Here is a 26,457-nt window from a genome sequence, read left to right on the forward strand (position 1 = left end):
GGTTCATGGCCACGCCTTGGTTGGCTTATAGCAGACCCTGGATGAAGCGCTGGAGGTCCGGGGCCAGGCGCATGTTGCCGTAGCCGCTGACATGGTCGGCGTCGTAGAACAGCGGCCGGCCCTGGTCTTCGACCTGGCAGTTCTGGCCGGGGCACAGGGTGGGCAGCGGGTCCCAGACGCGCACCGCCGGCATCTGGCTGGCCAGCCGTCCAAGAAGGTCGGTCACCGGGCGGCGGTAGGTTTCCATCTGTCCACGCGGCACGCTACGACCTTGCCGGCCGCTTCGCGATCAAGTCTACGAGATCCGACACGATTCACCTGAAGGAGGGGAATTTTCGCGCCCGCGAAAAAAGTTTCAGCCGGGTCTTCAGGACTCACAAGTGACCTAGGGTTAGCTCATGCTGATAACGTCCTGATGGCGCGTGGCCTCACATCATCCTCGACACGCAGACATCTCCCATGGAATAATGAATCGCCCCTGGTTTTCTAGACACTCTCCAAGCTCAGGAAATAGCGTTTCTCATACTCTACTGGAGACAGCTGCATAGCACTGCTGTGTCGGCGTTTAGGGTTATAGAACATCTCGATGTAATCATTACATCGAGATGTTCTATAACCCTAAACGCCGACACAGCAGTGCTATGCAGCTGTCTCCAGTAGAGTATGAGAAACGCTATTTCCTGAGCTTGGAGAGTGTCTAGAAAACCAGGGGCGATTCAGTTTGGGGCAACAAGCTGACGCTCTATCGCAGCAAATTGAGTACCACATACTGGGAAATCATCTCTTTTCTAATGGGAAAGCCTTGGTGTTTGCCGGAACATATCTGGATGGTGCGTTCGCTGACCGCTGGCTGATTCAGGGGTTGCGAATTCTTGATCGTGAGATTCCTGAGCAGTTCTTGCAAGATGGGGCGCATTTCGAGTTGTCACCTATGTACCACGCGACAATGCTTTGGGATGTATGCGATTTGATAAACCTTGCTCGCTGTTCCGGAGTAGCTGCTTTGTCAGAGCGCTTGTCTCTTTGGAGCAGCATTTTAGCACGTGGGCTGCATTGGCTCGAAAGTATGCTTCACCCTGATGGCAGAATCGCTTTTTTTAATGACGCAGCTTTCGGTATAGCTCCGGAGTACTCTAAGATTTTGGAGTACGCCAAAAAACTTGGTGTGTACCCTCCAGTACTTTCTCAGCAAAAAGCGATATTCAATGCAGCTAGTGGTTATGTGGCTGTGGTACCTTGTAATAGAGTCAAAGCCCTGTTGGATGTGGCGTCGGTAGGTCCAGACTATCAGCCAGGACATGCACATGCGGATACCTTGAGTTTCGAGCTGAGTGTGTTCGGTCGCCGTTTAATTGTAAATTCTGGAACATCTCAATATGGCGAAGATTTGGAACGCCACAGGCAGCGGAGTACAGCTGCACATAGTACTGTTGAGGTAGACGGACATAACTCTTCAGAGGTTTGGGCTGGATTTCGTGTAGCAAGACGTGCTCGGCCTATGGTTCAACGATTTGATGTGCAACAGGGGTCAATTATTATTCATGCAAGTCACGACGGATACCGTCATCTTCCTGGAAGGCCGGTGCATCATCGTCAGTGGAAATTTACAAGTGATGAACTTGAAATTGTCGATAAGGTAGTCGGCAGGCAAACTACATCAGTTGCTCGCCTATATCTTCATCCTGATATAAAAATTCAACAGGTAGATGGTGCTTTTGTAATAGATATAGGGGGGCGTGATAAGGCATACATAGAACTTCAAGGGGCCGATCGAGTCACATTGATGGCGTCTACCTGGCACCCGGAATTTGGGCTTTCACTAGATAATCAATGTATTGAGGCTGTATTTACTAAAAATTCCTTACTTACTCGTATTCGCTGGAGTTGAACGTGAGAATTTTGTTGCTTAGTTTTTACTTTCAACCGGACCTATCGGCAGGGTCTTTCCGCACTACGGCCTTGGTGCGAGCGTTGCTTGATCGATTACCTGCTAACGCCAGCCTGGAGGTAATCACGACTCAGCCTAATCGTTATAGTAGCTTTTCCTTGGAAGCACCCTTTCAGGAGCAACTATCGCGGCTAACAATTCATCGCGTACCGTTATCGCATCACAACAGTGGCATGCTGGATCAGTCTCGCGCATTTCTTGGGTATGCGAGGCGCGTTATAGGTATAGTAGGCAGTCAAAGATATGATTTAGTTTACGCTACTTCGTCTCGATTGATGACGGCTTCGTTAGGGGCTGTTGTCGCAAGGCGTATAGGTTGCCCATTGTACCTAGATATCCGAGATATTTTTGTTGATACTATTAAGGATGTACTGCCGGCCAAGTTTAGTTGGTTGCTCAAGCCAGTATTTTCTTTGGTGGAGAGCCTCACAATTCGTGCTGCCAGTCGAGTGAATGTTGTTTCGGCTGGATTTCTACCGTACTTTCAATCACGATACCCTAAAGGTAGTTTTGTTGTATTTACAAATGGTATTGATAATGAGTTTCTTGAGGCTCAACCTTCGCAAGCTTATGAAAGTCAAGAAAGAATCTTGACGGTATTATATGCTGGTAATATTGGCGAGGGGCAGGGATTACATTCCATTATTCCTTCGCTCGCTAAGCGTTACGAGGGGCGCTTAAGATTTCTATGTATAGGGGATGGCGGACGAAAAAAACGTCTAGAGCAAGCTCTTGATAGTTCTGGTGTGACAAATGTCGAAATAGTACCGCCGATTTGTCGAGCTGATTTGATATCAGCTTATCAAGAGGCTGATGTGCTGTTTTTGCATTTAAATGATTACGGTGCATTTCGCAAGGTATTACCCTCAAAATTGTTTGAGTATGCTGCTTTAGGGAAGCCAATATGGGCGGGGGTCGCAGGCTACTCAGCAGAATTTATTCATGAGTATATTTCAAATGCTGTAGTTTTCAGCCCCTGTAATGTCGATGAAGCTGAGCGTTCATTTGCATCACTGGATATGATGACAGCTCCGCGACCTGAGTTTGTCAAGAATTTTTCCCGAGCTAACATCATGCAGGCTTTGGCGCGGGACATAATTTTGCTCAAACAAAGTACATCTATATGAATATTCTCCTCACAGGTATCACGGGTTTTGTTGGGCGCGCCGTGGCAAGGCGCTTGTTACAGGACGGGCATCGACTGCGAGCAGCAGTACGAAGAAATAGTCCAGGCGATTTCGATGATATTGAGGTGGTCAAATTTGACCAGCTAGAGGATCACGATTGGTCTACGGCCTTAGAAAGACAGGATGTGGTGGTGCACTGTGCGGCTCGTGTGCACGTGATGAATGAACAGTCGCAGGATCCATTGAGCGAGTTTCGGCGAGTGAATGTGGAGGGCACACTTAATCTTGCTCGAAGCGCGGCTCGGGTGGGAGTAAAGAGGTTCGTATTCATTAGTTCGATCAAGGTGAATGGAGAAGGCACTCTGCCAGGAAAGTTGTTTTTCGCAGATAGCGTAGTTTCACCTTTGGATCCATATGGGATCTCCAAAAGGGAGGCAGAAGAGCAATTACTTGCTTTGGCCGACGTCAGTGGTATGGAGGTAGCAATTATACGTCCTGTTTTGGTCTATGGACCGGGCGTTAAAGCAAATTTCTTAAGTATGATGGGATGGCTGGAAAGAGGGATTCCATTACCATTTGGAGCAATTCACAATAAACGCAGTATGGTTGCTTTAGATAATTTGGTTGATCTTATTTCTATATGTGTGCTGCATCCGGCTGCGGCTAATCAAATTTTTTTGGTCAGTGATGGCGAGGACTTGTCCACTACCCAATTGTTGCAACGCACCGCAAATGCACTTGGTAGACGGGCTCATTTGATACCAGTTCCCGCTTGGATATTGATTCTTATAGCACGTTTGTTTGGTAAGTCAGCTGTTGCGCAACGTCTCTGTGGCTCGTTGCAGGTAGATATACAGAAGACCCGCTTATTGCTAGGTTGGACACCGCCAATGAGTGTGGATCAGGCTTTGAGCAAAACTGCCCGTAATTTCTTGGAGCGTCGATAGCGATGGATTTTTGGTTTTGCTTGCCTTTGGTTGCCGCGTTTTCGACATTATTAACTGGTGGAATTCGGCGGTATGCGCTATCGCATAGTTTGATAGATATGCCTAATGACCGGAGCTCTCATACAATACCTACTCCCCGTGGCGGGGGGGGGGCGATTGTTTTGAGCTTTCTGCTATCGCTGCCATTATTGTCAGTGGCTGGCTTGGTGATGTGGTCTATTACCTGGTCCCTTGTTGGTGCTGGAGCGTGTATTGCTATTCTCGGCTTTCTTGATGATCATGGTCATATCGCAGCTCGCTGGCGCTTGCTGTGCCACTTTGCAGCATCTATCTGGGCTTTAGTCTGGATAGGAGGATTACCCTCGCTTAAAGTGTTTGGAGTTGATGTTGATCTAGGCGTCGCAGGGCAAGTAGTCGCTGCAATTTATCTAGTCTGGTTGCTTAACTTATATAATTTCATGGATGGTATAGATGGTATCGCCAGTGTAGAGGCTATTTGCGTCTGCTTAGGGGGTGCTTTGTTATATGCGCTGATCGGTCGAGAAGAAAATTCGTATATTCCTCTATTGTTAGCTTCGGCTGTGTTCGGCTTTCTATATTGGAATTTTCCTCCCGCGCGTATTTTCATGGGAGATGCAGGAAGCGGATTTCTTGGGATCATCTTGGGACTCCTCTCCCTACAAGCGGCATGGACTGCACCCCAGTTGCTTTGGGCGTGGTTGATCTTACTAGGGGTTTTCGTGGTTGATGCTACGTTTACCTTGATGCGTCGACTCATGCGCGGCGTAAAGGTTTATGAAGCTCATCGCAGTCACGCTTATCAATTTGCTTCTCGTCAGCACGGAGGTCACCTGCCAGTGACCCTCGCTGTCTTAGTGATCAACGTCGTCTGGCTTTTGCCGTTGGCGGTTTGCGTTGCGCTAGGCTTGATAGATGGCATCATAGGTATTCTTATTGCCTATGTCCCATTGTTGTTGCTAGCGATTAAGTATCGAGCTGGCGAGGTTGAAACACCTAAGTGAGTTGGTGTGTTTACCATGAAAGATGAAGATTGCGGTCAGGATGAGGCCAATTGGAAACTGCTTCTTTCTAGAGCAGAAAAGGGTAATATTTCGAATAACGCCCACGTCTTGAAAAGGTGAGGATTTACTTAGATTATGGATAAATTAAGAGCACGCATGCTTGGATTACCTCGCCGTTACAAGCGGGGGCTGCAGGTCTGCGCTGATCTTGTGTTGGTCTGGTTAGCGCTATGGCTGGCATTCGTCGTGCGACTTGGGGTCGATGACATGATCAATCCTATTGAGCGTCATCTATGGCTTTTCTCGGCTGCACCATTGACCAGCATCCCTATTTTTATCCGTTTCGGTATGTATCGCGCGGTAATGCGTTATTTTGGTAACGACGCGCTGATTACCATCGTCAAGGCTGTTAGCCTCTCTGCGCTCCTATTGGCACTTATCGTTTACTGGTATGGCAGTCACACGGCGGTCGTGCCTCGCTCAATCATTTTTAACTACTGGTGGTTGAGTTTGATTATGATAGGCGGGGTCCGCCTGATCATGAGACAATTTTTTCTTGGCGATTGGTTTATTGCGAACCAGCATGTTCCATTCAGGACTCGTGACAATGGCTTGCCTAAAGTTGCTATCTATGGGGCCGGCGCGGCAGGCAATCAGTTACTTGCGGCGCTTAGGCTTGGGCGTGATATGCGTCCAGTGGCATTCATAGACGATGATGAAGGCGTCTCCGATAGGGTGATAGCTGGCCTGCAGGTATTTCACGCCAAAGACATCCAGAAAATGATCGATCTCACGGGAGCAGAACAGGTGTTGCTGGCTATTCCGTCCAGTAGCCGCGCTCGTCGTCGAGAGGTGCTAGGATATCTTGAGAACTTTCCTTTGCATGTACGCAGTATTCCTAGTTTCATGGATTTAGCTAGCGGTAAAGTTAAGGTTGATGATATTCAGGAAGTTGATATTGCAGATTTGTTAGGGCGTGATGCCGTCCCTGCACAAGAAGACTTGTTAGCTCATTGTGTTAATGGAAAAACGGTAATGGTTACCGGGGCGGGAGGGTCGATTGGTTCCGAGCTATGTCGCCAGATCCTATCGTTGAAGCCTACTGTGCTCCTCCTATTTGAGCATAGCGAATTCAATTTGTATAATATCTATGGTGAGTTGGAGGCGCGTGTTACAAGGGAGTCATTACCAGTTCGAGTGGTGCCGTTCTTAGGTTCCATTCGTAATCAGAGGCATTTGCGTGGCACGATGGTTATGTGGCGTGTGGATACAATATATCACGCAGCTGCATATAAGCACGTTCCTATGGTTGAGCATAATATTGCGGAGGGTGTGCTCAATAATGTGATAGGGACATTAAATACAGCAGAGGCTGCACTGCAGGCAGGTGTTTCTAATTTTGTACTCATCTCGACAGATAAAGCTGTGCGACCGACCAATATTATGGGTAGCACCAAGCGTCTGGCTGAAATGACGTTGCAAGCCTTGAGTCGCGAAGCTGCACCTGTATTATTTGGTGACTCTGAAAATTTTGCTACAGTTAATAAGACACGATTTACGATGGTACGTTTTGGCAATGTACTCGGCTCGTCGGGCTCAGTAATTCCGCTATTCTACAAGCAGATAAAGGCCGGTGGCCCTTTGACAGTCACCCATCCCAAGATTACCCGCTATTTTATGACTATTCCCGAAGCAGCCCAGCTTGTAATTCAGGCGGGGTCAATGGGGCAGGGGGGGGATGTATTTGTTCTGGATATGGGGTCGCCTGTCCCTATCGCGACGTTGGCGGAGAAGTTAATTCATTTATCAGGCTTGAGCGTGCGCTCAGAACAGAACCCTCATGGAGATATAGCTATAGAGTTTACTGGCCTGCGGCCAGGGGAAAAGCTCTACGAGGAGTTGTTAATTGGGGATAATGTTGCACCCACAAGGCACCCGATGATTATGACTGCAAGCGAGGATTATCTTGAATGGGAATCGCTCAAAGAACGCTTGACAGAATTGCTTGCGGCAGTTTCCAAAGACGACTTTAAGCGCGTGCGTCAGTTGCTCCGCGAAACTGTAAGCGGCTACTCTCCGGATGGTGAGATTGTCGATTGGGTCTATCAGCAGAAGCGCTCAGAGCACTGACAATCTGATAGGTGTCTTTCTTTTTTCTTACGGCTGACGGCATTTATGCTGTCAGCTGTTGAATTCTGTAATGATTAAATTTTTAAAAGGCTTCCCTGACCTCTGCAGATCCATTAGTTTTATTTTGGCAGCAACGGAAACGCTGTCTTCTAAAACCGTATCTCACAGGAGTGCCCCCATGCGTAACACCATCCTTTCCTATCTTGTCCTCCCCCTTTTCACTGGTCTGTCTTTCTCTCTAAGCGCCGCTCACAACCCTTCTGCAGCACCCGCCACAGAACTTACGACACCTAAGGTGATGAGAGCCTCCTCCAACCTGCAACCCGTAAAAATTGATCTCAATACTGCAGATGCCCCAACACTACAACGGGAGCTCAACGGAATCGGCCGGGCCAAGGCCGAGGCGATCGTGGCCTATCGCGAGGCCAACGGCCCGTTCGCATCGGTAGATGAACTGCTGGAAATCAAGGGCATCGGCAACGCGCTGCTGGAGCGCAACCGCGACAAGCTGGTCGTGACAGAGTAACCAGTAGGGGAGTGGCCGATCCGCCAGGGTCGGCCATCAAGCATCAACGATCCTGCGAATCCTTGGCATCCGCCTCGGCATTGCGCTCGTGGATCTTCTTCAACTGCTCTTCGGTCAAAGGCAATTTCTTTGCCGTATCGCGCAGCAGCATCAACCCGCCGACGATCGAGCCAAGGGCTATGATCAGTATCAACCAGGCATACCAGGGCATGACGTTCTCCTTGTAGACCATGGATGGCAAACGCTTGCTTAGGTTCGAGCGGTTGTCGCTTCCATTGGTTCAATTATAGGAGGAACCGGGTGCCGGGCCAATTCTCATGACCCGTGGGCCCCAAAGCCTGGTCCACATCGTTTACAATGCGCGCCGTTTTCGACTTGCCAAGAGACTCTGTCCATGTCCGCCTGCCAGACGCCCCTGATCGTTGCCCTGGATTTCCCTACCCGTGAGGCCGCCTTGAAGCTGGCTGACCAACTCGATCCGGCGCTGTGCCGGGTGAAGGTCGGCAAGGAACTGTTCACCAGCAGCGCTTCGGGGATCGTCGAGACCCTGTGCGAGAAGGGCTTTGAGGTGTTCCTGGACCTTAAGTTCCACGATATCCCCAACACCACGGCGATGGCAGTGAAGGCCGCAGCCGAGATGGGGGTGTGGATGGTCAATGTGCATTGTTCCGGTGGCCTGCGCATGATGTCGGCGTGCCGCGAGGTGTTGGCCAAGCGCAGTGGTCCACAGCCGTTGTTGATTGGCGTGACGGTGCTGACCAGCATGGAGCGCGAGGACTTGGCAGGGATCGGCCTGGATGTGGATCCGCAGGAGCAGGTGCTGCGTCTGGCGGCGTTGGCGGAGAAGGCGGGGATGGACGGGCTGGTGTGCTCGGCGCTCGAGGCGCCGGCGCTGAAGGCGGCGCATCCGTCGCTGCAACTGGTGACGCCGGGGATTCGTCCGGCGGGCAGTGCGCAGGATGACCAGCGGCGGATTCTGACACCGAGTCAAGCGCTGGATGCAGGGGCGGACTACCTGGTGATCGGGCGTCCAATCAGTCAAGCGATCAATCCGGCGCAAGCATTGGCTGCAGTTGTGGCCGAGATCCGCAGCTGATTTTTTGGCATAGTGATCTGCAGAAACGAGCGGTGCCATGATCATGGTTGTAGTTGCTGTTGGTGCCGGGGAGGGCCTCAGCAGCACCAGACTCGGCTTTGGATGAGCATCGCGCGGTGAATATAACAGCCATTTATCTGGATTATGTTTGATGTCAATTGATATGCCGCTAACAACCAAGCCTCAACGTTTAGAACGCGTAATCAGTGGCTACCTGTTGCCGTTAGGCTGGGTGGTCGTTCTGACGGGGATTTTCTGGGCGTGGGACCGGTCGGTGTACCACAAGCTGTTTTATATTTTTCTGGCCTTGCCTACGTTCTTGGCTTTAGCGCTCCAACCTCGACTATTCGCAACTCTGACGAGTAACCCTCTGTTTGTTGCGTTTTTGATGTTTAGTGGTTACATGCTGTTGAGTCTTGCTTGGTCCGATGGAGATAATTCTATAAGCAGCTTATTAAAGCGACCACTTTATATAGCGATGCTACTTTTTTCAGCTGGCATTATCATTATGCGGTGCCCTGAGTCTCTCAGACAAGGTACGTGGCTGGCGGCAATCTTTGCGGCAATAGTGGCGGGCCTCTCCTTGATTTATTTCAAGTTTTCGGCTAGTTCTGTATGGCGTCTAAGCGGCTATGGTGCGCTTTACAATCCGCTACTTACTGCTCATGTATTCGGTGCATTTGCCGCATTCTGGTTGGCATCATGGTTTCAGGCTCGAAGCGCAATTAGTCCACTGCCGATCATTTGCTTGATGGTGCTGGGGGCAGCTATTCTGGCAACCGGTTCACGCACACCATTGATCGGATTGGCAGCTGCGTTTGGCTGGCTTCTGATTGTCGGTGACCGTCGACGCGGTTTGATTGCGTTGGTGGCAGTCGCTTTCATTCTTATTAGCATTGGAATCACTCACCCTGAGGCTTTTACCCAGCGAGGATTGTCCTATCGTCCGGCTATTTGGATGGAATCGCTACGTCAGATCGGTGAGCATCCTTGGCTGGGTCATGGCTTCGACACACCAATGACGGTGATCATTCCTGGGTTGGCGACGACTTTGGCTGACCCACATAACATTGAACTGGGCGTGCTCTATTCAGGCGGAATAGTAGGCCTGACGCTTTGGTTGACGCTCTATGGTTTGGCGATCTATTTCAGCTGGGTTCACCGCAAACATGCCATGGTCACCCTCGCGGCGACTTGGCTTGTATTTGGTTTTGCGTCGGGCCTGACTGAAGGCAACGCCTTCATGTCACGCCCGAAAGAACACTGGTATCTGATCTGGATACCAATGGCCTTGGTTTATGCTCAATCGTTAATTTACTGGACCCGCAAGCGAGTCGTTTGACAAGTCATCAAACGCCAGACACCACGTAAAGTTTTCTTGTTCCAGTACTTGACCGGGATTTCCGCAAGGATTTCCCGGGCCAGTGCCTTGTCACGGTTGGCGTACTTGAGCACCATAGAGTTACGAAAATTCATGCAGACTTGTTCGTATTTCGGGTGGTCTCGGAAAACTTCGTACGTTCTTAATACGTTGTCCACCATGAAGCGGCCATTCTTGAACGTATTACTAGGGTGGTCACGATATTGGGCCAGCACTTCGCCAAGCACGTCGATGTAGTAACCTGCATGAGTAATTGCCAATTCAATATAAACATCTTCCAGTCTGATGTTGGCATTGAAACCTCCGACCTTCTCCAGCGCCTCACGTCGCAGCATGAGCGTCGCTGCCATTGGGCCTGGTTTTCGATCTAGGAAGAGATCATCGAAATCGAGACGACGGAACGGTAAGTGCCGCTTACGCTGCTCGCGGGGGCCCATGACGTTGCCATCTTGGTCAATGGTCTCGATGTTGGCAGAACAGATACCGACTTCAGGCTTGTCCTTCATGTACTCCACCTGCCTAGCGATACGGTGGGGAAGCATGATGTCATCAGAGCCGAATGGAACAATCAGGTCGCCACGTGCGCGTTCAATCGCTTCATTAAGTGTGCGCGCAAGGCCTTTGTTAGCTTGGAATCTTAAATCGAAACCATATTCTTCCTGAAGACGCTTCAATATCGAGGGGCTGTCATCTTTTGAACCATCATCGATAACAAGTAATTCGATGTTTGAATAGGTCTGATTAATCACACTTCCTATGCTTGCTTCGATATAGCGTGCATGGTTATAAGACGCGATGATAACTGTCACCAAAGGTGTATCAGAAACATCGTGACGTTCGGCACCCATAAACAATTCCTAGGTTGAAACCTGACTGCAGATATGCGGTTTGTCACGCTCAGTCTAGCTAAAGCGGCGTAATTTCATCTTAACATCGGTGGACGGGTAAAGAAATTTTGATAGGCAGCGCCAACCTAGCGTCGAAGGCGTGGGAGTGTGTCAAGGTTTTGCCGGCTGGTCTAGGGCGCTACGTTCGTGGGAGGCGTTTGCGGATGGTGGAGAGAAACGCTTGTGTCGGGTCCTTGTGCTGCGCCAGGCACTGGACGCGGGTTCGGATTACCTGGTGATCGGGCGTCCGATCAGCCAGGCGGCGGACCCGGCGCAGGCGTTGGCGGCCGTTGTGGCCGAGATTCGCGGCTGATAGTCGCTCGTGTGGGGCTGCTGTGCGGCCCTGCGCGGGTGAACCCGCCCCCACAGGGTTTTCGTGGTGCTCTAGCACCGCCGTACCTGTTGGAGCGGGCTCAGGGCCGCAGCTTTTAGGCTGGATTCAAACCTTCAACACCAACTTCCCGAAGTTTTCTCCGCTGAACAGCTTGAGCAGCGCCTCCGGGAAGGTCTCCAACCCCTCCACTACATCCTCCTTGCTCTTCACCTCGCCACTGGCCAGCCACCCGGCGATCTCCTGTGCGGCTTTGCCGTACTCCTTGGCGTAATCCATCACCACGAACCCTTCCATCCGCGCGCGGTTGACCAGCAGCGACAGGTAGTTGGCCGGCCCTTTGACGGCTTCCTTGTTGTTGTACTGGCTGATGGCGCCGCAGATGACCACGCGGGCCTTGAAGTTCAGGCGGCTGAGCACGGCGTCGAGGATGTCGCCGCCGACGTTGTCGAAGTACACGTCCACCCCTTTGGGGCATTCGCGTTTGAGGCCGGCCAGGACGTCTTCGGCTTTGTAGTCGATGACGCCGTCAAAGCCGAGCTCGTCCTTCAGGTACTGGCATTTCTCCTTGCCACCGGCGATGCCGACGACGCGGCAGCCTTTGAGTTTGGCGATTTGCCCGGCGATGCTGCCCACGGCACCGGCAGCGCCGGAGAGGACGACGGTTTCACCGGCCTTGGGTTGGCCGACGTCGAGCAGGGCGAAGTAGGCGGTCATGCCGGTCATGCCCAGGGCTGAGAGGGAGCGGGGCAGGGGGGCCAGGCGTGGGTCGATCTTGTACAGGCCTTGGGGCTCGCCAACGAAGTAGTCCTGCACACCGAGCGGGCCGTTGACGTGATCGCCGGGCTTGAAGTCAGGGTGCTGGGAGGCGATCACTTCGCCGACGCCCAGGGCGCGCATCACCTGGCCGAGAGCGACGGGGGCAATGTAGGACTTGCCTTCGTTCATCCAGCCGCGCATGGCGGGGTCCAGGGACAGGTAGAGGTTTTTCACCAGCACTTGGCCTTCGGCGGGCTCGGTGACGGGGACCTGCTCGTAGGTGAAGTCGTCGCGGCGCACGGCGCCGACGGGGCGTTTGCTGAGCAGGAAGCGGCGGTTGGTCTGGGGCATGGCGGTTCCCTTTGGGAATGGGGTAGGCAGCTTGAACGTTCAAGATAGACGCCTTTGATAGCCCGAGGGCCGGTGGCGATCAAGTTTCACTGCTTGCGCAAATACACCTCGATACACCTGGATGATCGTGCTGCCCAGCGCGCGGCTGTCATGACTAGACTCAGCCTTCATAACGAATCAGCGTTCAGGAGCCCGTAATGAGCATGACGTTTTCCGGCCAGGTAGCCCTGGTCAGCGGTGGTGGGGCGGGGATTGGCCGGTCGACGGCACAGGCGTTCGCTGTCGAGGGTTTGAAGGTGGTGGTGGCCGACCGGGATGTGGAGGGCGGCGAGGCGACGGTGGCGCTGATTCGCCAGGCCGGTGGTGAGGGGCTGTTCGTGGCCTGTGATGTGACCAAGGACGCCGAGGTGCGCCATTTGCACGAGCGCATCATCGAAGCCTACGGTCGCCTGGACTACGCCTTCAACAACGCGGGCATCGAGATCGAGCAGGGCCGTCTGGCAGAGGGCAGCGAGGCGCAGTTCGACGCGATCATGGGCGTGAACGTCAAAGGCGTGTGGCTATGCATGAAGTACCAACTACCGCTGATGCTCGCCGCAGGCGGCGGGGCGATCGTCAACACTGCGTCGGTCGCGGGGTTGGGAGCGGCGCCGAAGATGAGTATCTACAGCGCCTCCAAGCACGCGGTGATCGGCCTGACCAAGTCGGCGGCGATCGAGTACGCCAAGAAGGGCATTCGGGTGAATGCGGTATGCCCGGCGGTAATCGATACCGACATGTTCCGCCGGGCCTATGAGTCCGACCCGCGCAAAGCGGAGTTCGCTGCCGCGATGCACCCGGTGGGACGCATCGGCAAGGTCGAGGAGATCGCCAGTGCGGTGCTTTATCTGTGCAGCGATGGCGCGGCCTTCACCACCGGTCATAGTCTGGCTGTCGATGGTGGGGCCACGGCTATTTGAGGCCAATTGAAGCTGCGTCGGCCTTTTCGCGGGTTAACCCACTCCCACAGGTTCTCCGGTGTTCTCATCAACATCGCTGTGCCTGTGGGGCTGGTATTTGCACGGCTGAAAAGTGCAGGCAGTCCGCTACCGCGAGCCCTGTGGGAGCGTGTTTACCCGCGAATGGGCCCGTGCTGACAACCATAGGGTCAAGGCAACCACTCCACACCCCGCTAGTAACACGGCGCCAAACACAACCAACGCTGTTCGTGAGCCAAGACGGTCACTGAGCAGCCCCGTGAAGATCACCGGCAGGCTGAACCCCAGGTACGCCAGCAGGAAGAAACCCGCGCTGGCCCGGGTCTTCTCAGGCCCTGCCAACTGGTTCACTGCCGCCAGTCCACCCAAGTAAATGAACCCGTAGCACGCGCTGCTGGCAGCGACCGCGCCCAGCAGCACGGCAGCCAGCCGCCCACTGTCGGCGCCCCAGGCGAGCAGGGCGTAGCTACACGGAAGAATCGCCAATCCGAGCAAGGTTGCACGTACGTTGGACATGCGACGTGCCATGGGCTGGAACAACAGGCCACAGCTGATCACGCAGAAGGTCGAAAAACCGGACCAGGCGCTCAGCCCGTGTTGACGCAAGACCCCCGGCAACAGGGCTATCACCAGGCCTACGCAGGCCCAGGCGAGCAGGATGGCCAAGCCATAGGCCAGGCTGCCACTGGGGTAGAAGGGCAGGCGCAGCATGGCGCCGCGCTGCGCAGGACGCAGATCGGGCAGGCGCCAGACCAACACCAGCGCGACGGCGGCGAGCAGCAGTTGCAGGTGGAAGCTGCCCGGCGTCAGGGTGGGGCCGCGCAGCAGGAAGAGGCTTGTCAGTGCAGCGCCCAGGCCAAAGCCCAGGGATGTGCTGGCGGTCACCCAGGTGGCGGCGCGACTGCTGTCGTGGCCAGGCATCAGCTCACTCATGTAGGCGGTGGCGGTCGCTGAGGCCAGGCCCGTGCCCAGTCCAAGGAATAGCCGCGCCAGGCCCAGCGTCTGCAGGCTCGGGGCGAGCAGCATCAGTCCCGTGGCGATCATGGACAAGGCGAGGGCCGTGAGAATCAGCGGCCGTCGGCCGACTCGGTCCGCCAGGCCGCCCAACGCCAGCAGCACGGGCAACACGCCCAGCACATAACCGGAGAAGGCCACCGCTGTGGCGGCCGCGCCTTGACCGGAGAGGTCGGCGTAAGCGATGTACAGGAGCGCCTGCAGGTTTACGGCGAGGGTGATCAGGCACAGGGCGAAGGCCAGGCGGGCCGGGGCTGAGCGGGTGGGCATCTGGGCATCCTTGGGTCATTCGTAGCGGCTGCTCGCGGGTTGCCCGCGAATGAGCCAGTACGACCAACAGTGGTCTGCTCCCCTTGCATCAACAAGGCACACTCCCGGCGCATTTGTGATTAACTGTTCGGCAAAAATCAGCGAACACTTCCCATGCCTATCGTTTTGGATCGTGACTGCGCCACCCCGCTGGTCCAGCAACTGACCGAGCAGTTGCAAGCCTGGATCGAACAGCAACGCCTGCGCCCTGGCGCGCGGTTGCCGTCGATCCGCACTCAGGCGAGCAACCTGGCTGTCAGCCCGGCCTGTGTGATCGAAGCCTATGACCGCCTGGTGGCCAGCGGCTGGCTTCAGGCGCGCCACGGTACGGGCTTTTTCGTCGCCGAACGCAAGCCAGGCCTGCCGCTGGAAGAGGAGCAAGCCTGGGGCGAAGCGGTGGATGGCAGTTGGCGACAGTTTCGTGAAGGCCATGACGAACTGCTCAAGCTTGGCTGCGGCTGGCTGCCCAGCGCATGGCGTGCCAACACCGAGGTGGCCCAGGCCGTGCGCCTGGTCAGCCGTGGCAAAGTGGAGGATCTGTTCGATTATTGCCCGCCCCTGGGCCTGGCCAGCCTGCGCCAGCAACTGCACAAGCGCCTGTCGCGCATCGATATCGCCGCTGGCCCCGAACGCATCCTCACCACCCAAGGTGCCAGCCATGCCCTCGATCTGCTGGTGCGCACCCTCTTGCGCCCAGGCGACGTGGTATTGGTGGAAAGCCCGGGGTACTACAACCTGTTCAACCTGCTACGCCAGCACCAAGTGCGCATGCTGCCGGTGCCGCGTACGGCCAGTGGGCCGGACCTGGACGAGCTCCAACGCTTGCTCGTCGAACACAGCCCGTGCGTGCTGTTCACCAACAGCCTCTATCACAATCCCACCGGCACCAGCCTGACGCCGAAGGTCGCCTATCGCCTGCTGGAGCTGGCCCGCGAGCACGACTTGCGCATCGTCGAGGACGATATCTACGCAGATTTTCAGGATGGCCCGGCCACGCGCCTGGCCACGCTCGACAGCGAGCAGCGGGTGATCTACATGGCCAGTTTCTCCAAGACCCTGAGCAGTTCGCTGCGGGTGGGCTACCTAGTGGCCGATGCGGCGCTGATCGGCCGCTTGGCGGAACTGAAGATGGTCACTGGCATCGGTACGTCGCGCTTTGCCGAACAGGTAGTGGGGCAGATGCTTGCCAATGGCAGTTACCGCAAGAGCGTGCAGCGTCTGCGGGTGCGACTGGGGCAGCACATGGCCAAGCTGCTGGGGCAACTGGAGGCGTTCGGCTGGGAGGTGTTCTGCGAACCCTATGGCGGGATGTTCGTCTGGGTACGCTCGCCCGGGCGCGACTTTGCTGCCCTGGAGCGCGTAGCCCTGGATAACGCGGTGCTGCTGACGCCGGCCAGTGCGTTCGATCATCAGGGCGCGCCGAGTGACTGGCTGCGGATCAATGTCGCGTATGGGCAGGACCAACGGGCTCAGGCGTTCTTTCGGTACGCAGGGCGACCTTCAGCACGCTGAAAGCGACACGCTCATAGCTATTTGACACCATTGTGACGGGTGGGGCTTGTGGGTGGGGTTGCGCAGTTGCCACTCTTGGCTGAAAAAGGGCTGTCGTGCAGCCTGAAAACAGCGATGGACTGGCAGGGGGAATGGGCGATGCGGGCGACCAAGCACGGTGTTCTGGCCAACCTGGGCATGGCCCGCAAGCTGGGGCTGGGCTTTGCCCTGGTGCTGTTGCTGACCCTGGCGGTGGCCGCCATCGGCGTCTTCGCCTTGCAGGGCCTGGGCCAGCGCTTCGATGGCCTGCGCCAGATGAGCCAGTTCAACACCGACCTGCTCACGTTGCGTCAGCACGAACAGGGTTTTGCTTTGCGCTCGGACATCAAGGAAGCCGAAACCTTGCGCAAGGACCTGCAAAGCCTGATCGAGCGTGCCCGCACGCTCCCGGCCTTGGCTGCCACCGAAGGCGACCTGACCGCCTATGGCCAGGCCTTCGATGTCTTCGTCGAAGCGGTGCAGGCCAAGGAACTGGCCTTGGACATGGCCAGCTGGTCGGTCTCCAGTGTCTCCAATAACCTCGATGTGCTGCAGTCAGGTCTTACCGACGATGGCACCTACACCCTCAAACAGTCCCAAGGCCAGCAGGGCAGCGAGTTCCTCGAGCAGGCCGGCCAGGTGGCGCAGGTCTCGCGTCTGATGCTGCAGGCCATGGACGAGGCGCGGGTGCGCCTGGAGCAGGGGCGCAAGGGGGAGGAGGCGGTCAACGAAGGGCGCATCGCCCAGACCGTGGAAGCGGCGAGCCTGGTCGATCAGCTCAAGGCGTCGGTGAGCGACACCGGTTATCAGAGCGTGTTGGGCGAAGTGGCAGGGCACATCGCCAGTTTCTCCGACAAGCTCAACGAGTACACCGATCTGCTCGCCAAGGAGCAGGGCATCAAGGCTCAGTTGCAGGCCCAGGCCGAGCGGGTCACCCAGCGGGTCAACCAGGCCTATGCGAACCAGGAGCAGGTCATGCAGGGCGAACTTGCCCGCAGCACGGTCGCCATCGCCCTGGCCACCGCGCTGGCCTTGCTGGTTGGTGTGCTCGCCGCCTGGTTGATCACCCGCGCCGTGGTCGGGCCGCTCAAGCGTGTGATCGCCCGGGCCCAGCGCATCGCTGCGGGCGATCTGGTTGTCGAGGCCGAAACCACGCGGCGCGATGAGGTCGGCCAGCTTACCTTGGCCATGCAGCAGATGGCCGCCGGGCTTGCCGGCATTGTCAGCGGCCTGCAACAGGGCATCGAGCAACTGGCCGGCAACGCTCAGGCGCTGTCGGCCGTCACCGAGCAGACCAACCGTGAGGTGGGCAGCCAGAAGGAAGAAACCGAGCAGGTGGCCACCGCCATGCAGCAGATGACGGCCACCGTGCACGACGTGGCGCGCAACGCCGAGGAGGCCGCCCAGGCGGCCCAGAGCGCCGACGACAAGGTCGAGTCAGGCCAGCAGGTGGTGCGCCAGAGCATGCAGCGCATCGAGCAGCTGGCTGCCGCGGCGGAAACCGCCAGCGCTGGCATCGACAGCTTGAGCGCCGAAATCCATACCATTGGCGACGTACTGGAAGTGATCAAGAGCGTCGCCGAGCAGACCAACCTGCTGGCGCTCAACGCGGCGATCGAGGCTGCCCGGGCCGGCGAACAGGGACGCGGTTTTGCCGTGGTGGCCGATGAGGTGCGGGCCCTGGCGCGGCGCACCCGGCAATCCACCGAAGAGATCGAGCGCCTGGTCGCCAGCCTGCGCGGTAACGCCCAGCAATCGGTGTCGCAGATTCGCGGCAGTACCGAGCTGGTGCGTCTGGCGGTGGCCGATGCGCTGCACACCGAAAGTGCGCTGGGCAGCATCGCGGCCGCGGTGTCGTTGATCCAGCAGATGAACCAGCAGATCGCCGCGGCGGCGGAGCAGCAAAGCTCGGTGGCCGAGGAGATCAGTCGCAGCGTCACGCAGATCCGCGGCAGTGCCGATCAAGCTGCCCTGGCCATGCAGGACAACGCCCGCTCGAGCGTCGAGCTGGCTCAGTTGGGCACGGATCTCAAGGGCATGGTCGGCCATTTCAGATTGTGATCGAGTGTGTCGGCCCTTCGCGGGTCAACCCGCGAACAGGCCGGCACTGGCAACAAGACATCCTCAGCCTTTGCGCGGGCTCAGGATCAGCAAGGTCAACACCCCCGCCACGATCCCCCAGAACGCCGAGCCGATCGAGAACAAAGTGAACCCCGAGGCCGTCACCATGAAGGTGATCAGGGCCGCCTCGCGTTCACGGGCTTCTCCCATGGCCACGCTCAGGCCATTCATGATCGAGCCGAACAGCGCCAGTGCAGCAATGGACAGCACCAGCTCCTTGGGCAGCGCCGCAAACAAGGCCGCTAGCGTGGCGCCGAACACCCCGGCGATGCCGTAGAAAATCCCGCACCACACCGCCGCGGTGTAACGCTTGCTCGGGTCTTCATGGGCATGGGGCCCGGTGCAGATTGCCGCGCTGATTGCCGCCAGGTTCACCCCGTGGGAGCCGAACGGCGCCAGCAGCAGCGAGGCGAAGCCGGTGGCCGAGATCAATGGCGAGGCCGGCACCTGATAGCCATCGGCCCGCAGCACGGCGACGCCTGGCATGTTCTGTGAAGTCATCGCCACCACGAACAGCGGGATGCCGATGCTGATGGTCGCCGCCAGCGAGAAGCTCGGGGTGGTCCACACCGGCTTGGCCACCTCCAGGTTGAAGCCGCTGAAATCCAGCAGGCCCAGGGCGCCCGACAGGGCGGTGCCCACCAGCAACGCGGCCAGTACGCAGTAGCGTGGCGACAGGCGCTTGACCAGCAGGTAGCTGAAGAACATGCCCAGCACCAGCACGGTACGGTGCTGGGCGGCGACGAAGATTTCGCTGCCGATCTTGAACAGGATACCGGCCAGCAGCGCCGAGGCCAGGGACGCAGGAATGCGCCGCACCAGGCGCTCGAAGCTGCCGGTCAAGCCGCAGATGAGCACCAGCACCGCGCAGGTGATATAGGCGCCGATGGCCTCGCCATAGCTGACTCCGCCAAGGCTGGTGATCAGCAGTGCAGCGCCTGGGGTCGACCAGGCAATGGTGATCGGCGTGCGGTAGCGCAGCGACAGGCCGATGCTGCACACCGCCATGCCGATCGACAAGGCCCAGATCCACGAGGAAATCTGCTCGCTGGTCAGCCCAGCAGCCTGGCCCGCCTGGAACATCAGCACCAATGAGCTGGTGTACCCCGTGAGCATGGCGATGAAGCCGGCGACGATCGCCGACGCAGAACTGTCTGCCAGGGGGCGCAGGCGCGCGGAGGTGGCATCGGTCATTGAAAAGTCCTTGTAAAGGTGTAAGCAGTTTTTTCAGACTACCGTGACCTGGCGCAATCGATGCGATACAGCAGCCATTGCATTTAGCCGTACAGTCGCCAACTATTGGGCGCGATTGCGCAACTGCACGAGAGGGGAGGGGCGATGTACAAGGTTTATGGGGATTACCAGTCCGGCAACTGCTACAAGGTCAAATTGATGCTGCACCTGCTGGATCGCCCTTACACGTGGCAGCCGGTGGACATACTCAAGGGCGAAACCGAAACGCCGGAGTTCCTCGCGATGAACCCCAACGGCAAGGTCCCGGTGCTGCAGCTCGAGGATGGCACCTGCCTGTGGGAGTCCAACGCGATCCTGAACTTCCTGGCCGATGGCAGTGAGTTTTTGCCCACCGAGCCACGTCTGCGCACCCAGGTGCTGCAATGGCAGTTCTTCGAGCAGTACAGCCATGAGCCGTACATTGCCGTCGCGCGGTTCATCCAGTTCTACCTGGGGCTGCCTGATGAGCGCGTGGAGGAATACCGCAAGCTGCACAAAGGCGGCTACAAAGCGCTCAAGGTCATGGAGAGGCAACTGCAGATGACGCCGTATCTGGTTGGTGACCAGTATTCGATCGCCGACGTGGCGTTGTATGCCTACACCCATGTGGCGCATCAGGGCGGTTTCGACCTGACGGACTACCCCGGCGTGCGGGCGTGGTTGGCGCGGGTGGCGAGCCATCCGCGGCATGTGCCGATGGTGGACTGATCCAGGCTTTTTGCTAGCTGCTCCGGCTCTTTCGCGGGTAAACCCGCTCTGGCAGGGTTCTTGGTACCTGTGGGAGCGGGTTTACCCGCGAAAAGGCCGGAGCAGCCTGGGTTTCAAACTGCCGCGAAGCGTTTGTCCAGGTAGGCGATGATGGCCTTGGATTCGTACATCCAGGTCACCTCGCCGGCTTCCTCGATCCGCAGGCATGGCACCTTCACCCGGCCACCGCCTTCAAGCAAAGCCTGGCGGTGTACCGGGTCGTTCTTGGCGTCGCGCAGGGCCACCGGTACGTTGAGGCGGTGCAAGGTGCGGCGGGTCTTGACGCAGAACGGGCAGGCATGGAACTGGTACAGCGCCAGGTTCTGGGCGTCTTTGGCGACCTGCGCCTGGGCTGCGGCATCACGCTTGCGCTTGGCCGGGCGGCTGATCCAGTCACCGAACACGATAAGCTGGCCGAGGCCGACCCGCAGGGCTTTGACGATCATGGACAACTCCTGAACAAAAGAAAAAGCCGACCCCTAAGGGTCGGCTCGCAGTCACACGCCGATCACTTGATCAGGCTGAGGAACTCGCTGCGGGTGGCGGCATTGGAGCGGAACTCGCCAAGCATCACCGAGGTGATCATGGTGGAGTTCTGCTTCTCGACGCCGCGCATCATCATGCACATGTGCTTGGCCTCGATGACCACGGCCACGCCAGCGGCGCCGGTCACTTTCTCCACCGCTTCGGCGATCTGGCGGCTGAGGTTTTCCTGGATCTGCAGGCGGCGGGCGAACATGTCGACGATGCGCGCGACCTTGGACAGGCCCAGGACCTTGCCCTTGGGCAGGTAGGCCACGTGGGCCTTGCCAATGAAGGGCAGCATGTGGTGTTCGCACATCGAGTAGAGCTCGATGTCCCGGACCAGCACCATCTCGCTGTTGTCGGAGGTGAACAGCGCGTCGTTGGTGACTTCTTCCAGGGTTTGTTCATAACCGCGGCAAAGGTACTTCATGGCCTTCGCGGCCCGCTTGGGCGTGTCGCGCAGGCCCTCGCGGGAGACGTCCTCGCCGAGCTGGCTGAGGATCGCGGTGTAGTTCTGTTCCAGGGACATGGATCTACCTGTGGGGGATTAATCGCAAAGACGAAGGGTACGGCGGCGAGGGCGAGGCTGCAAGCCTGGCGTCACTCGTCGCGTCCTTCGAGCATGGTGCGCTTGAGCATCACATAGACCGCGCCTGTGCCGCCATGGCGGGCCTGGCAGGAGGTGAAGCCGAGCACCTGCGGGTGCTGGCGCAGCCAAGTGTTGACGTGGCTCTTGATCATCGGCCGCTTGCCGTCCAGGCGCGCAGCCTTGCCGTGGGTGACGCGCACGCAGCGCACTTCGAGCTTGGTGGCCTCGGCGATGAAATCCCAAAGGGTCTCGCGGGCTTTTTCCACGGTCATGCCGTGCAGGTCCAGGCTGCCTTCGAAGGCGATCTGGCCGAGTTTGAGCTTGCGGATCTGGCTTTCCTGTACGCCGTCACGGCGCCACATCAGTTCGTCCTCGGCGCCGACGTCGATGACGAACTGGTCGGACATGCCATCGACCACGAGGGGTTGGTCGCTGTGCACGGTCGCGGCCATGCGCAGGCCGGCCAGCTTCTTGCGGTCGGCCTTGGGTTTGCCGACATCGGCGCGGTCGTGCTTGATCGGCTTCACGCCGCGCATCTGGGCGCTGAAGAGGGAAAAATCGTCGTCTTGCATGGTGCCTCCACGTAGGGGGCATATTTTACGTGAGTGGGCGGTGTTGTGTCGCCTGTTGGCCTTTTCGCGCCGAACCGATCCGCCAGGTACAGCGACACCCTTTGAAACGTGAACGCAGATGTCGGAGGAAGCGGCTAGCAGCACACGCTGCTAATCGTGCTTTTTCATCAGGTGCGGCGAGAGGTTCAACCCATGCCCGCGGCGCAGGCGAATCCGGCTGCGGCGCCAGAAGCGCACGCCCAGGTAGAGCAATAGCAAACCGACCACCACCAGGATCACCGACAGTGGGCGGTTGGCATTGAGTTCGGCCAGGGCGCTGTAGTTGCCCAGAAGGCCTGCGACGCCGGCCATGGCCAGCAGCACGCCGAGGGTGGCCACCAGGGCGGACAGGCCGGCGGCCAGGCGCGCACCCCAGTTGCGCGGTTCGCGCTGGCGCAGGCGTTTGGCGTCGAAACTGCCTTTGAGCTTCATTCCGATTTGCTCTGTAGGTATCCGGAATTCGACCTAGGGTCGGCCCTGGGGTTCCGCCCGTCTGCCGGGCGGTCGTGGCTCAGATCAGGCTGGCGGTCGGGGCGACGCAGGCGAAGTTGTCGGCCATCACGGCCATTTCACACTGATGGATCTGCGCAGCCGGAATGACCGTGTCCTTGAACGCCAGGTCGCGGGTGGTGGAGGCATCGGCGACCAAGGTGCAACGATAACCATAGTCCTTGGCGCGGCGAACGGTGGTGCTGACGCTCGAATGGCTCATGAAACCGCAGACGATGAGGTCCAGATGGCCCAGCTCCTGCAGCGTTTCGTGCAGCTTGGTGTTCTTGAAGGCGTTGGGCATGCGCTTTTCGATGATGATCTCACCCTCGCGAGGCTCCAGCCCCGGGATGAACTCGCCGCGGCTACCCTGCGGGTCGAACAGGCCACCGACGGTGCCCAGGTGGCGTACATGGATGATCGGACGGCCGGCCTTGCGCGCGGCGTCGAGCAACCGGGCGATGTTGGCCACGGCCTCGTCCATGCCCGACAGCGCCAGGGGACCGCTGAGGTACTCCTTTTGCGCATCGATGACAATCAGGCTGGCTTGGCCCAGCTTGGCCGGCGGATAGTCGCGGCCGCTGAGGCGGAACATCGTGGTTGGAACGGACATCAAGGGCTCCTTGGGTAGGGCTTTTGTATACCTATTCTCCCTTGCCTCGGCGCCAATGTGAATGGTTGACATTGCAGACAGCATGGTTACTGGCCTCTGGCTACCGACCGGGCAATCGAAGGGAACATTTGTGTCGGTGGGCTGTTAGACTTTTGTCCTGTCTTAAAAGGAGTCACCCGTGATCACATCCCGCCTGCGCACCCTGCGCGACCATATCCGCTGGGCGGTCAGCCGCTTCCATGAGCACGACCTGTTCTTCGGCCACGGTGCCGACAACGCTTGGGACGAAGCCCGCCTGCTGGTGCTGGGCGCCGTGCACCTGCCGTGGGAGGTGGCCGACAGCTACCTGGACTGCCAGCTGGAAGATGACGAGCGCGTGCGCCTGCAGCACCTGCTCAAGCGCCGAATCGAAGAGCGGGTGCCCACCGCCTACCTACTGGGCGAGGCGTGGTTCTGCGGCATGTCGTTCGTGGTCGATGAGCGTGTGTTGGTGCCGCGCTCGCCCATCGGCGAACTGATCGAAAAACGCTTCGAGCCCTGGCTGGCCACGCCGCCTGCGCGCATCCTTGACTTGTGCACCGGCTCCGGCTGCATCGGCATCGTCGCCGCCGACGTGTTCCCCGAGGCCGAGGTGGTGCTGGCCGACCTGTCCTTCGATGCCTTGGAAGTCGCCAACCACAACATCGAGCGCCATGGCTTGGAAGAGCGTGTATACACCGTGCAGGGTGATGGCTTCGCCGGCCTGCCCGGGCAGCGCTTCGATCTGATTCTGTCCAACCCGCCGTATGTCGACGCCGAAGATTTCGCCGACATGCCGACCGAGTATCACCACGAGCCCGAGCTGGGCCTGGCCTGTGGCAACGATGGCCTGGACCTGGTGCGGCGCATGCTCGCCGAGGCGGCTGACCACCTGAATGAAAAAGGGCTGCTGATCGTCGAGGTGGGTAACAGCCAGGTGCATGTCCAGGCGCTGTATCCAGAGGTGGACTTCGCTTGGCTGGAGTTCGAGCGGGGTGGGCATGGCGTGTTCATGCTGACTGCCGAGCAGTGCCGTCAGCACCAGGAGCTGTTCCGCTCCCGCGTCTGATCAAGACAGAGGGCTGCGCTGCAGCCCTTTTCGCGGGTAAACCCGCGAAAAGGGCGCCACGTCTCTAGCGCGTGGCGATCCAGATCAGCAGTCCCGCCTGGAACACGGCAAACGCCACCAGGCACGTGATGGTAAAGCGCAGGCCGCTGTCTTCGCGGCGGTACTTGGCGACCCGTTCATCCCGCTCGCGCAACTGCGCCTGCTTCTCCAGCAGCTGTTGCTCGGCCTGTTGCAGCATTCCGGCAGCCTCGAGGATGTCGACGCGCTGGACCTTTTCATTGTTCCAGCCGCCCTTGAGCTGGCCTACCGTGGTATCCACGGTGCGCCCCTTGAGCAGTTGTCCGCCTTCGTATTCCACCTCAAGCCCTGCACTGCGCAGTACATGGTCGCGGCGCAGGCGGTTGTCTTCGTTCAGGGCATCCTTGCTGGGCAGGGCTACGCCTTCGACTTGGTAGTTCGACCAACGCTGTTGCAGCCACTGCACCGCCTGTCCCAGGAGGAACCGCCCCAGGCCGCGGTTCGCCGGCTCGAGCTGCAAGCCACCGTCACCGCCGATACGCACCTGGCGCTGTTCGTGATCGACACGGATGTCCAGCTGGTTCTGCTCTTTGCGCACTTTCTGACCTGGCAGGCGGATTTCCAGCCGCAGCAGGCTGTGCGTCTTGCTATGCCGCTCGGCATGGCCGAACTCGACGAAACGCAGCGGACGGGCGCCGCTGTTGCGGTCGGTGGGCAGGGCTGCCAGGCGCAGCAGTTGGAAGTGTTCAGGGGCCAGGTCTTCCCATGGCAGCGGAGCGCTTGCTGGGGCTTGTGGCTCTTCGTCCGCCTCAACGGCGGCGGGGGCGTCGGTCATCGGAAGTGTCCTCGAATGCACGGCGGGCAGGACGGTGGAAAGGGGCTGATGCGTTGCCCAATCGCGAGGCAATGCCACTCCTACATTCAATCAGTGGGAGCGGGTTTGTCCGCAATGGAGCGCAAACGGCCTCAAAAACACCGATCACTGCCTCGATCAACCGGTTATCGGCAGCAACGGAGACTTCCTGAGGACAATCTAGGCCGGCGGCAGCTGGCGAATGAACGCCACGATCCGCTCACCCAGTTCACGGGCCAGCGGCAGCCCCGGGTTGCGGTAGCTGTCGCGCTGCTGGCTCATGTCCCGAGGGGTGATACGCAGCATGTGGTTCATGCCATCGATCAGGGCCAACTGCGCGTCGGGCTTGGCGGCCTTGAGGCGTTCGGCGTCGGCGACGTCCACCTGCACGTCGTTGCGGCCCTGGATGATCAAGGCGGGCATCGGCAGACGAGCGAACGCTGCTGCCGGGTCCTGGCGCAGCAACGAGATCAGGTAAGGCTGCACGCTCGGGCGAAACACATCGCGCAGCGGCCCCGGCACATCCAGAGAGGTCTGTCCGGCCTGCAGGCGGCCGATCAGCGCATTGCCGCGCGCCAGTTCTGCCGGCGGCAGGCGCTGGGCCAATTGTTCGCGCAGCACCTCTGCCACGGGGCGACCGCTGCCGGCCACGGTGATCACCGCGCTGGCGCCGGCCTGTTCAGCGGCCAGCGTCGCAATCAGCGCGCCTTCGCTGTGGCCAAGCAGGATCAGCGGACCGAAGCGTGGGTCAGCCCTGAGTTTGCGGCCCCAGGCCACGGTGTCGGCCACGTAGCGCTCGACGCTCAGGTCCCGCTCATCGGGCGTGGCCGGTTGGCTTGCGGCAACGCCGCGCTTGTCGAAACGCACGCTGGCGATGTGCTCGCCGGCCAGCAGCAGGGCCAGACGCTTGAGGTTGTCCAGGCGACCACTGGCGGGGTTGTTGCCGTCGCGGTCGGTGGGGCCGGAGCCGGCAATGATCAGCACTACCGGCGGCGGGGTGGCTTGTTGCGGCAGCAGCAGGCTGCCATGGAGCACGCCCTGGCCGGTGTCCAGGTCGATGGGGCGTTGCAGTACGGTCGGGGCGGCGGCCTGGGCGAGGCCTGAGCACAGCAGCAGAAGCAGGGCGGCGAGGCGCAACATCATAGGGCTACTACTTGGTGGGATGTCGGTTGGACCGGGTGGCTGACCGAAGGTTCTCTCATGCCCCTTCGCCGATGAACCCACTCCCCTAGGTTT

At 58.4% G+C, this 26,457-nt stretch carries 26 protein-coding genes and 4 pseudogenes; 16 read left to right on the forward strand and 14 right to left on the reverse strand.

Features of this window, described 5'->3' with window-relative positions:
- Positions 1 to 25: 25 nt before the first annotated feature.
- Together R6G97_RS24020 and R6G97_RS24025 are read right to left on the reverse strand one after the other, a co-directional pair.
- A complete protein-coding gene (locus tag R6G97_RS24020; protein ID WP_317847623.1) occupies positions 26 to 262 on the reverse strand; it encodes an SGNH hydrolase domain-containing protein in 237 nt (78 codons plus the stop codon).
- Positions 263 to 486: 224 nt separating this feature from the next.
- Positions 487 to 594: pseudogene (locus R6G97_RS24025) on the reverse strand (IS3 family transposase); the annotation flags it as partial.
- Between the two features lie 2 nt (positions 595 to 596).
- Between R6G97_RS24025 and R6G97_RS24030 the strand changes: the two are divergent.
- From R6G97_RS24030 to R6G97_RS24060, 7 genes and pseudogenes are all read left to right on the forward strand, one after another.
- Positions 597 to 701 (forward strand): annotated as a pseudogene (locus R6G97_RS24030) (IS3 family transposase); the annotation flags it as partial.
- A 20-nt stretch (positions 702 to 721) separates the two neighbouring features.
- Positions 722 to 1,888 carry an alginate lyase family protein gene (locus tag R6G97_RS24035; protein WP_317847624.1) on the forward strand — a complete coding sequence of 389 codons (1,167 nt, stop codon included), beginning with the start codon at positions 722 to 724 and terminating at the stop codon, positions 1,886 to 1,888.
- 2 nt (positions 1,889 to 1,890) lie between these two features.
- Positions 1,891 to 3,075: a glycosyltransferase family 4 protein gene (locus R6G97_RS24040; protein WP_317847625.1), complete on the forward strand. Its 1,185-nt coding sequence runs from the start codon at positions 1,891 to 1,893 to the stop codon at positions 3,073 to 3,075.
- Positions 3,072 to 4,022, forward strand: a complete 951-nt coding sequence (locus R6G97_RS24045; protein ID WP_317847626.1) for a UDP-glucose 4-epimerase family protein — start codon at positions 3,072 to 3,074, stop codon at positions 4,020 to 4,022. Before R6G97_RS24040 ends, R6G97_RS24045 begins: the two co-directional genes overlap by 4 nt.
- Positions 4,023 to 4,024: 2 nt before the next feature.
- On the forward strand, positions 4,025 to 5,044 hold the full coding sequence (locus R6G97_RS24050; protein ID WP_317847627.1) for an MraY family glycosyltransferase: 1,020 nt from the start codon (positions 4,025 to 4,027) through the stop codon (positions 5,042 to 5,044).
- Positions 5,045 to 5,179: 135 nt separating this feature from the next.
- Positions 5,180 to 7,174 (forward strand): polysaccharide biosynthesis protein, encoded by a 1,995-nt coding sequence (locus R6G97_RS24055; protein ID WP_317847628.1) that lies wholly within the window; start codon positions 5,180 to 5,182, stop codon positions 7,172 to 7,174.
- Between the two features lie 178 nt (positions 7,175 to 7,352).
- On the forward strand, positions 7,353 to 7,700 hold the full coding sequence (locus tag R6G97_RS24060; protein WP_317847629.1) for a ComEA family DNA-binding protein: 348 nt from the start codon (positions 7,353 to 7,355) through the stop codon (positions 7,698 to 7,700).
- Positions 7,701 to 7,743: 43 nt separating this feature from the next.
- On the opposite strand, the gene R6G97_RS24065 is transcribed toward R6G97_RS24060, so the two are convergent.
- Positions 7,744 to 7,911, reverse strand: a complete 168-nt coding sequence (locus R6G97_RS24065) for a DUF2897 family protein (RefSeq protein ID WP_317847630.1) — start codon at positions 7,909 to 7,911, stop codon at positions 7,744 to 7,746.
- Positions 7,912 to 8,094: 183 nt separating this feature from the next.
- On the opposite strand from R6G97_RS24065, the gene pyrF reads away from it, so the two are divergent.
- Together pyrF and R6G97_RS24075 are read left to right on the forward strand one after the other, a co-directional pair.
- Positions 8,095 to 8,796 carry an orotidine-5'-phosphate decarboxylase gene (gene pyrF / locus R6G97_RS24070; protein ID WP_317847631.1) on the forward strand — a complete coding sequence of 234 codons (702 nt, stop codon included), beginning with the start codon at positions 8,095 to 8,097 and terminating at the stop codon, positions 8,794 to 8,796.
- Positions 8,797 to 8,947: 151 nt separating this feature from the next.
- Entirely contained in the window at positions 8,948 to 10,138 is a 1,191-nt protein-coding gene (locus R6G97_RS24075) for an O-antigen ligase family protein (RefSeq protein ID WP_317847632.1), read from the forward strand.
- Here R6G97_RS24075 and R6G97_RS24080 read toward each other — a convergent pair.
- Entirely contained in the window at positions 10,111 to 11,025 is a 915-nt protein-coding gene (locus R6G97_RS24080; RefSeq protein ID WP_317847633.1) for a glycosyltransferase, read from the reverse strand. The genes R6G97_RS24075 and R6G97_RS24080 overlap by 28 nt on opposite strands.
- A gap of 226 nt (positions 11,026 to 11,251) precedes the next feature.
- On the opposite strand from R6G97_RS24080, the pseudogene R6G97_RS24085 reads away from it, so the two are divergent.
- Positions 11,252 to 11,377, forward strand: a pseudogene (locus R6G97_RS24085) (orotidine-5'-phosphate decarboxylase); the annotation flags it as partial.
- 126 nt (positions 11,378 to 11,503) lie between these two features.
- Here the strand turns inward: R6G97_RS24085 and R6G97_RS24090 are convergent.
- Complete coding sequence (locus R6G97_RS24090) at positions 11,504 to 12,505, reverse strand: NADP-dependent oxidoreductase (RefSeq protein ID WP_317847634.1); 1,002 nt, start codon at positions 12,503 to 12,505, stop codon at positions 11,504 to 11,506.
- A gap of 197 nt (positions 12,506 to 12,702) precedes the next feature.
- Here R6G97_RS24090 and R6G97_RS24095 point away from each other — a divergent pair, with 197 nt between their 5' ends.
- Positions 12,703 to 13,464 (forward strand): SDR family oxidoreductase, encoded by a 762-nt coding sequence (locus tag R6G97_RS24095; RefSeq protein ID WP_182816014.1) that lies wholly within the window; start codon positions 12,703 to 12,705, stop codon positions 13,462 to 13,464.
- A gap of 126 nt (positions 13,465 to 13,590) precedes the next feature.
- On the opposite strand, the gene R6G97_RS24100 is transcribed toward R6G97_RS24095, so the two are convergent.
- On the reverse strand, positions 13,591 to 14,766 hold the full coding sequence (locus R6G97_RS24100) for an MFS transporter (protein WP_317847635.1): 1,176 nt from the start codon (positions 14,764 to 14,766) through the stop codon (positions 13,591 to 13,593).
- 153 nt (positions 14,767 to 14,919) lie between these two features.
- Between R6G97_RS24100 and R6G97_RS24105 the strand changes: the two genes are divergently transcribed.
- The 3 genes and pseudogenes from R6G97_RS24105 to R6G97_RS25040 all read left to right on the forward strand — a co-directional run bounded on the left by R6G97_RS24105 (position 14,920) and on the right by R6G97_RS25040 (position 18,396).
- Entirely contained in the window at positions 14,920 to 16,317 is a 1,398-nt protein-coding gene (locus R6G97_RS24105; protein WP_317847636.1) for an aminotransferase-like domain-containing protein, read from the forward strand.
- A gap of 993 nt (positions 16,318 to 17,310) precedes the next feature.
- Positions 17,311 to 17,487, forward strand: a pseudogene (locus R6G97_RS25035) (methyl-accepting chemotaxis protein); the annotation flags it as partial.
- Positions 17,488 to 17,691: 204 nt separating this feature from the next.
- Positions 17,692 to 18,396: a methyl-accepting chemotaxis protein gene (locus tag R6G97_RS25040; protein ID WP_371906669.1), complete on the forward strand. Its 705-nt coding sequence runs from the start codon at positions 17,692 to 17,694 to the stop codon at positions 18,394 to 18,396.
- A gap of 63 nt (positions 18,397 to 18,459) precedes the next feature.
- Here R6G97_RS25040 and R6G97_RS24115 read toward each other — a convergent pair whose 3' ends face one another.
- Positions 18,460 to 19,650 carry a benzoate/H(+) symporter BenE family transporter gene (locus R6G97_RS24115; protein ID WP_317847637.1) on the reverse strand — a complete coding sequence of 397 codons (1,191 nt, stop codon included), beginning with the start codon at positions 19,648 to 19,650 and terminating at the stop codon, positions 18,460 to 18,462.
- Between the two features lie 144 nt (positions 19,651 to 19,794).
- On the opposite strand from R6G97_RS24115, the gene R6G97_RS24120 reads away from it, so the two are divergent.
- Positions 19,795 to 20,397, forward strand: a complete 603-nt coding sequence (locus R6G97_RS24120; RefSeq protein WP_070573183.1) for a glutathione S-transferase family protein — start codon at positions 19,795 to 19,797, stop codon at positions 20,395 to 20,397.
- 113 nt (positions 20,398 to 20,510) lie between these two features.
- Here the strand turns inward: R6G97_RS24120 and R6G97_RS24125 are convergent, their stop codons facing one another.
- The 5 genes from R6G97_RS24125 to R6G97_RS24145 all read right to left on the reverse strand — a co-directional run bounded on the left by R6G97_RS24125 (position 20,511) and on the right by R6G97_RS24145 (position 23,263).
- Positions 20,511 to 20,882, reverse strand: coding sequence for a glutaredoxin family protein (locus tag R6G97_RS24125; RefSeq protein WP_043209755.1), 372 nt, complete (start codon positions 20,880 to 20,882; stop codon positions 20,511 to 20,513).
- 62 nt (positions 20,883 to 20,944) lie between these two features.
- The gene (gene folE / locus R6G97_RS24130; RefSeq protein WP_043209757.1) at positions 20,945 to 21,490 is read right to left on the reverse strand and encodes a GTP cyclohydrolase I FolE; all 546 of its coding nucleotides are present in this window, start codon (positions 21,488 to 21,490) and stop codon (positions 20,945 to 20,947) included.
- Between the two features lie 71 nt (positions 21,491 to 21,561).
- On the reverse strand, positions 21,562 to 22,122 hold the full coding sequence (locus R6G97_RS24135) for a Smr/MutS family protein (protein ID WP_043209758.1): 561 nt from the start codon (positions 22,120 to 22,122) through the stop codon (positions 21,562 to 21,564).
- A 150-nt stretch (positions 22,123 to 22,272) separates the two neighbouring features.
- Positions 22,273 to 22,593: a hypothetical protein gene (locus R6G97_RS24140; RefSeq protein ID WP_043209760.1), complete on the reverse strand. Its 321-nt coding sequence runs from the start codon at positions 22,591 to 22,593 to the stop codon at positions 22,273 to 22,275.
- 79 nt (positions 22,594 to 22,672) lie between these two features.
- The gene (locus R6G97_RS24145) at positions 22,673 to 23,263 is read right to left on the reverse strand and encodes a cysteine hydrolase family protein (RefSeq protein ID WP_043209762.1); all 591 of its coding nucleotides are present in this window, start codon (positions 23,261 to 23,263) and stop codon (positions 22,673 to 22,675) included.
- A gap of 178 nt (positions 23,264 to 23,441) precedes the next feature.
- On the opposite strand from R6G97_RS24145, the gene prmB reads away from it, so the two are divergent.
- The gene (gene prmB, locus R6G97_RS24150; protein WP_317847638.1) at positions 23,442 to 24,350 is read left to right on the forward strand and encodes a 50S ribosomal protein L3 N(5)-glutamine methyltransferase; all 909 of its coding nucleotides are present in this window, start codon (positions 23,442 to 23,444) and stop codon (positions 24,348 to 24,350) included.
- A 64-nt stretch (positions 24,351 to 24,414) separates the two neighbouring features.
- On the opposite strand, the gene R6G97_RS24155 is transcribed toward prmB, so the two are convergent.
- Both R6G97_RS24155 and R6G97_RS24160 read right to left on the reverse strand, forming a co-directional pair.
- Entirely contained in the window at positions 24,415 to 25,203 is a 789-nt protein-coding gene (locus R6G97_RS24155; RefSeq protein ID WP_043209769.1) for a hypothetical protein, read from the reverse strand.
- Positions 25,204 to 25,401: 198 nt separating this feature from the next.
- Entirely contained in the window at positions 25,402 to 26,364 is a 963-nt protein-coding gene (locus R6G97_RS24160; RefSeq protein ID WP_317847639.1) for an alpha/beta hydrolase, read from the reverse strand.
- Positions 26,365 to 26,457: the final 93 nt, after the last annotated feature.

Source organism: Pseudomonas sp. HTZ2, from assembly GCF_033173945.1.
GTDB lineage: Bacteria > Pseudomonadota > Gammaproteobacteria > Pseudomonadales > Pseudomonadaceae > Aquipseudomonas > Aquipseudomonas guariconensis.

What these genes read in the sequence shown, in the direction of transcription:
- R6G97_RS24050 (WP_317847627.1), top strand. Translation starts at nt 4,025, where the DNA reads ATGGATTTTTGGTTTTGCTTGCCTTTGGTTGCCGCGTTTTCGACATTA.
- R6G97_RS24125 (WP_043209755.1), bottom strand. Translation starts at nt 20,882, where the DNA reads ATGATCGTCAAAGCCCTGCGGGTCGGCCTCGGCCAGCTTATCGTGTTC.
- R6G97_RS24045 (WP_317847626.1), top strand. Translation starts at nt 3,072, where the DNA reads ATGAATATTCTCCTCACAGGTATCACGGGTTTTGTTGGGCGCGCCGTG.
- R6G97_RS24065 (WP_317847630.1), bottom strand. Translation starts at nt 7,911, where the DNA reads ATGCCCTGGTATGCCTGGTTGATACTGATCATAGCCCTTGGCTCGATC.
- folE (WP_043209757.1), bottom strand. Translation starts at nt 21,490, where the DNA reads ATGTCCCTGGAACAGAACTACACCGCGATCCTCAGCCAGCTCGGCGAG.
- R6G97_RS24140 (WP_043209760.1), bottom strand. Translation starts at nt 22,593, where the DNA reads ATGAAGCTCAAAGGCAGTTTCGACGCCAAACGCCTGCGCCAGCGCGAA.
- R6G97_RS24135 (WP_043209758.1), bottom strand. Translation starts at nt 22,122, where the DNA reads ATGCAAGACGACGATTTTTCCCTCTTCAGCGCCCAGATGCGCGGCGTG.
- R6G97_RS25040 (WP_371906669.1), top strand. Translation starts at nt 17,692, where the DNA reads ATGACGGCCACCGTGCACGACGTGGCGCGCAACGCCGAGGAGGCCGCC.
- R6G97_RS24160 (WP_317847639.1), bottom strand. Translation starts at nt 26,364, where the DNA reads ATGATGTTGCGCCTCGCCGCCCTGCTTCTGCTGCTGTGCTCAGGCCTC.
- R6G97_RS24105 (WP_317847636.1), top strand. Translation starts at nt 14,920, where the DNA reads ATGCCTATCGTTTTGGATCGTGACTGCGCCACCCCGCTGGTCCAGCAA.
- R6G97_RS24080 (WP_317847633.1), bottom strand. Translation starts at nt 11,025, where the DNA reads ATGGGTGCCGAACGTCACGATGTTTCTGATACACCTTTGGTGACAGTT.
- R6G97_RS24145 (WP_043209762.1), bottom strand. Translation starts at nt 23,263, where the DNA reads ATGTCCGTTCCAACCACGATGTTCCGCCTCAGCGGCCGCGACTATCCG.
- R6G97_RS24155 (WP_043209769.1), bottom strand. Translation starts at nt 25,203, where the DNA reads ATGACCGACGCCCCCGCCGCCGTTGAGGCGGACGAAGAGCCACAAGCC.
- R6G97_RS24100 (WP_317847635.1), bottom strand. Translation starts at nt 14,766, where the DNA reads ATGCCCACCCGCTCAGCCCCGGCCCGCCTGGCCTTCGCCCTGTGCCTG.
- R6G97_RS24115 (WP_317847637.1), bottom strand. Translation starts at nt 19,650, where the DNA reads ATGACCGATGCCACCTCCGCGCGCCTGCGCCCCCTGGCAGACAGTTCT.
- pyrF (WP_317847631.1), top strand. Translation starts at nt 8,095, where the DNA reads ATGTCCGCCTGCCAGACGCCCCTGATCGTTGCCCTGGATTTCCCTACC.
- R6G97_RS24075 (WP_317847632.1), top strand. Translation starts at nt 8,948, where the DNA reads ATGTCAATTGATATGCCGCTAACAACCAAGCCTCAACGTTTAGAACGC.
- R6G97_RS24060 (WP_317847629.1), top strand. Translation starts at nt 7,353, where the DNA reads ATGCGTAACACCATCCTTTCCTATCTTGTCCTCCCCCTTTTCACTGGT.
- R6G97_RS24095 (WP_182816014.1), top strand. Translation starts at nt 12,703, where the DNA reads ATGAGCATGACGTTTTCCGGCCAGGTAGCCCTGGTCAGCGGTGGTGGG.
- R6G97_RS24120 (WP_070573183.1), top strand. Translation starts at nt 19,795, where the DNA reads ATGTACAAGGTTTATGGGGATTACCAGTCCGGCAACTGCTACAAGGTC.
- R6G97_RS24090 (WP_317847634.1), bottom strand. Translation starts at nt 12,505, where the DNA reads ATGCCCCAGACCAACCGCCGCTTCCTGCTCAGCAAACGCCCCGTCGGC.
- R6G97_RS24055 (WP_317847628.1), top strand. Translation starts at nt 5,180, where the DNA reads ATGGATAAATTAAGAGCACGCATGCTTGGATTACCTCGCCGTTACAAG.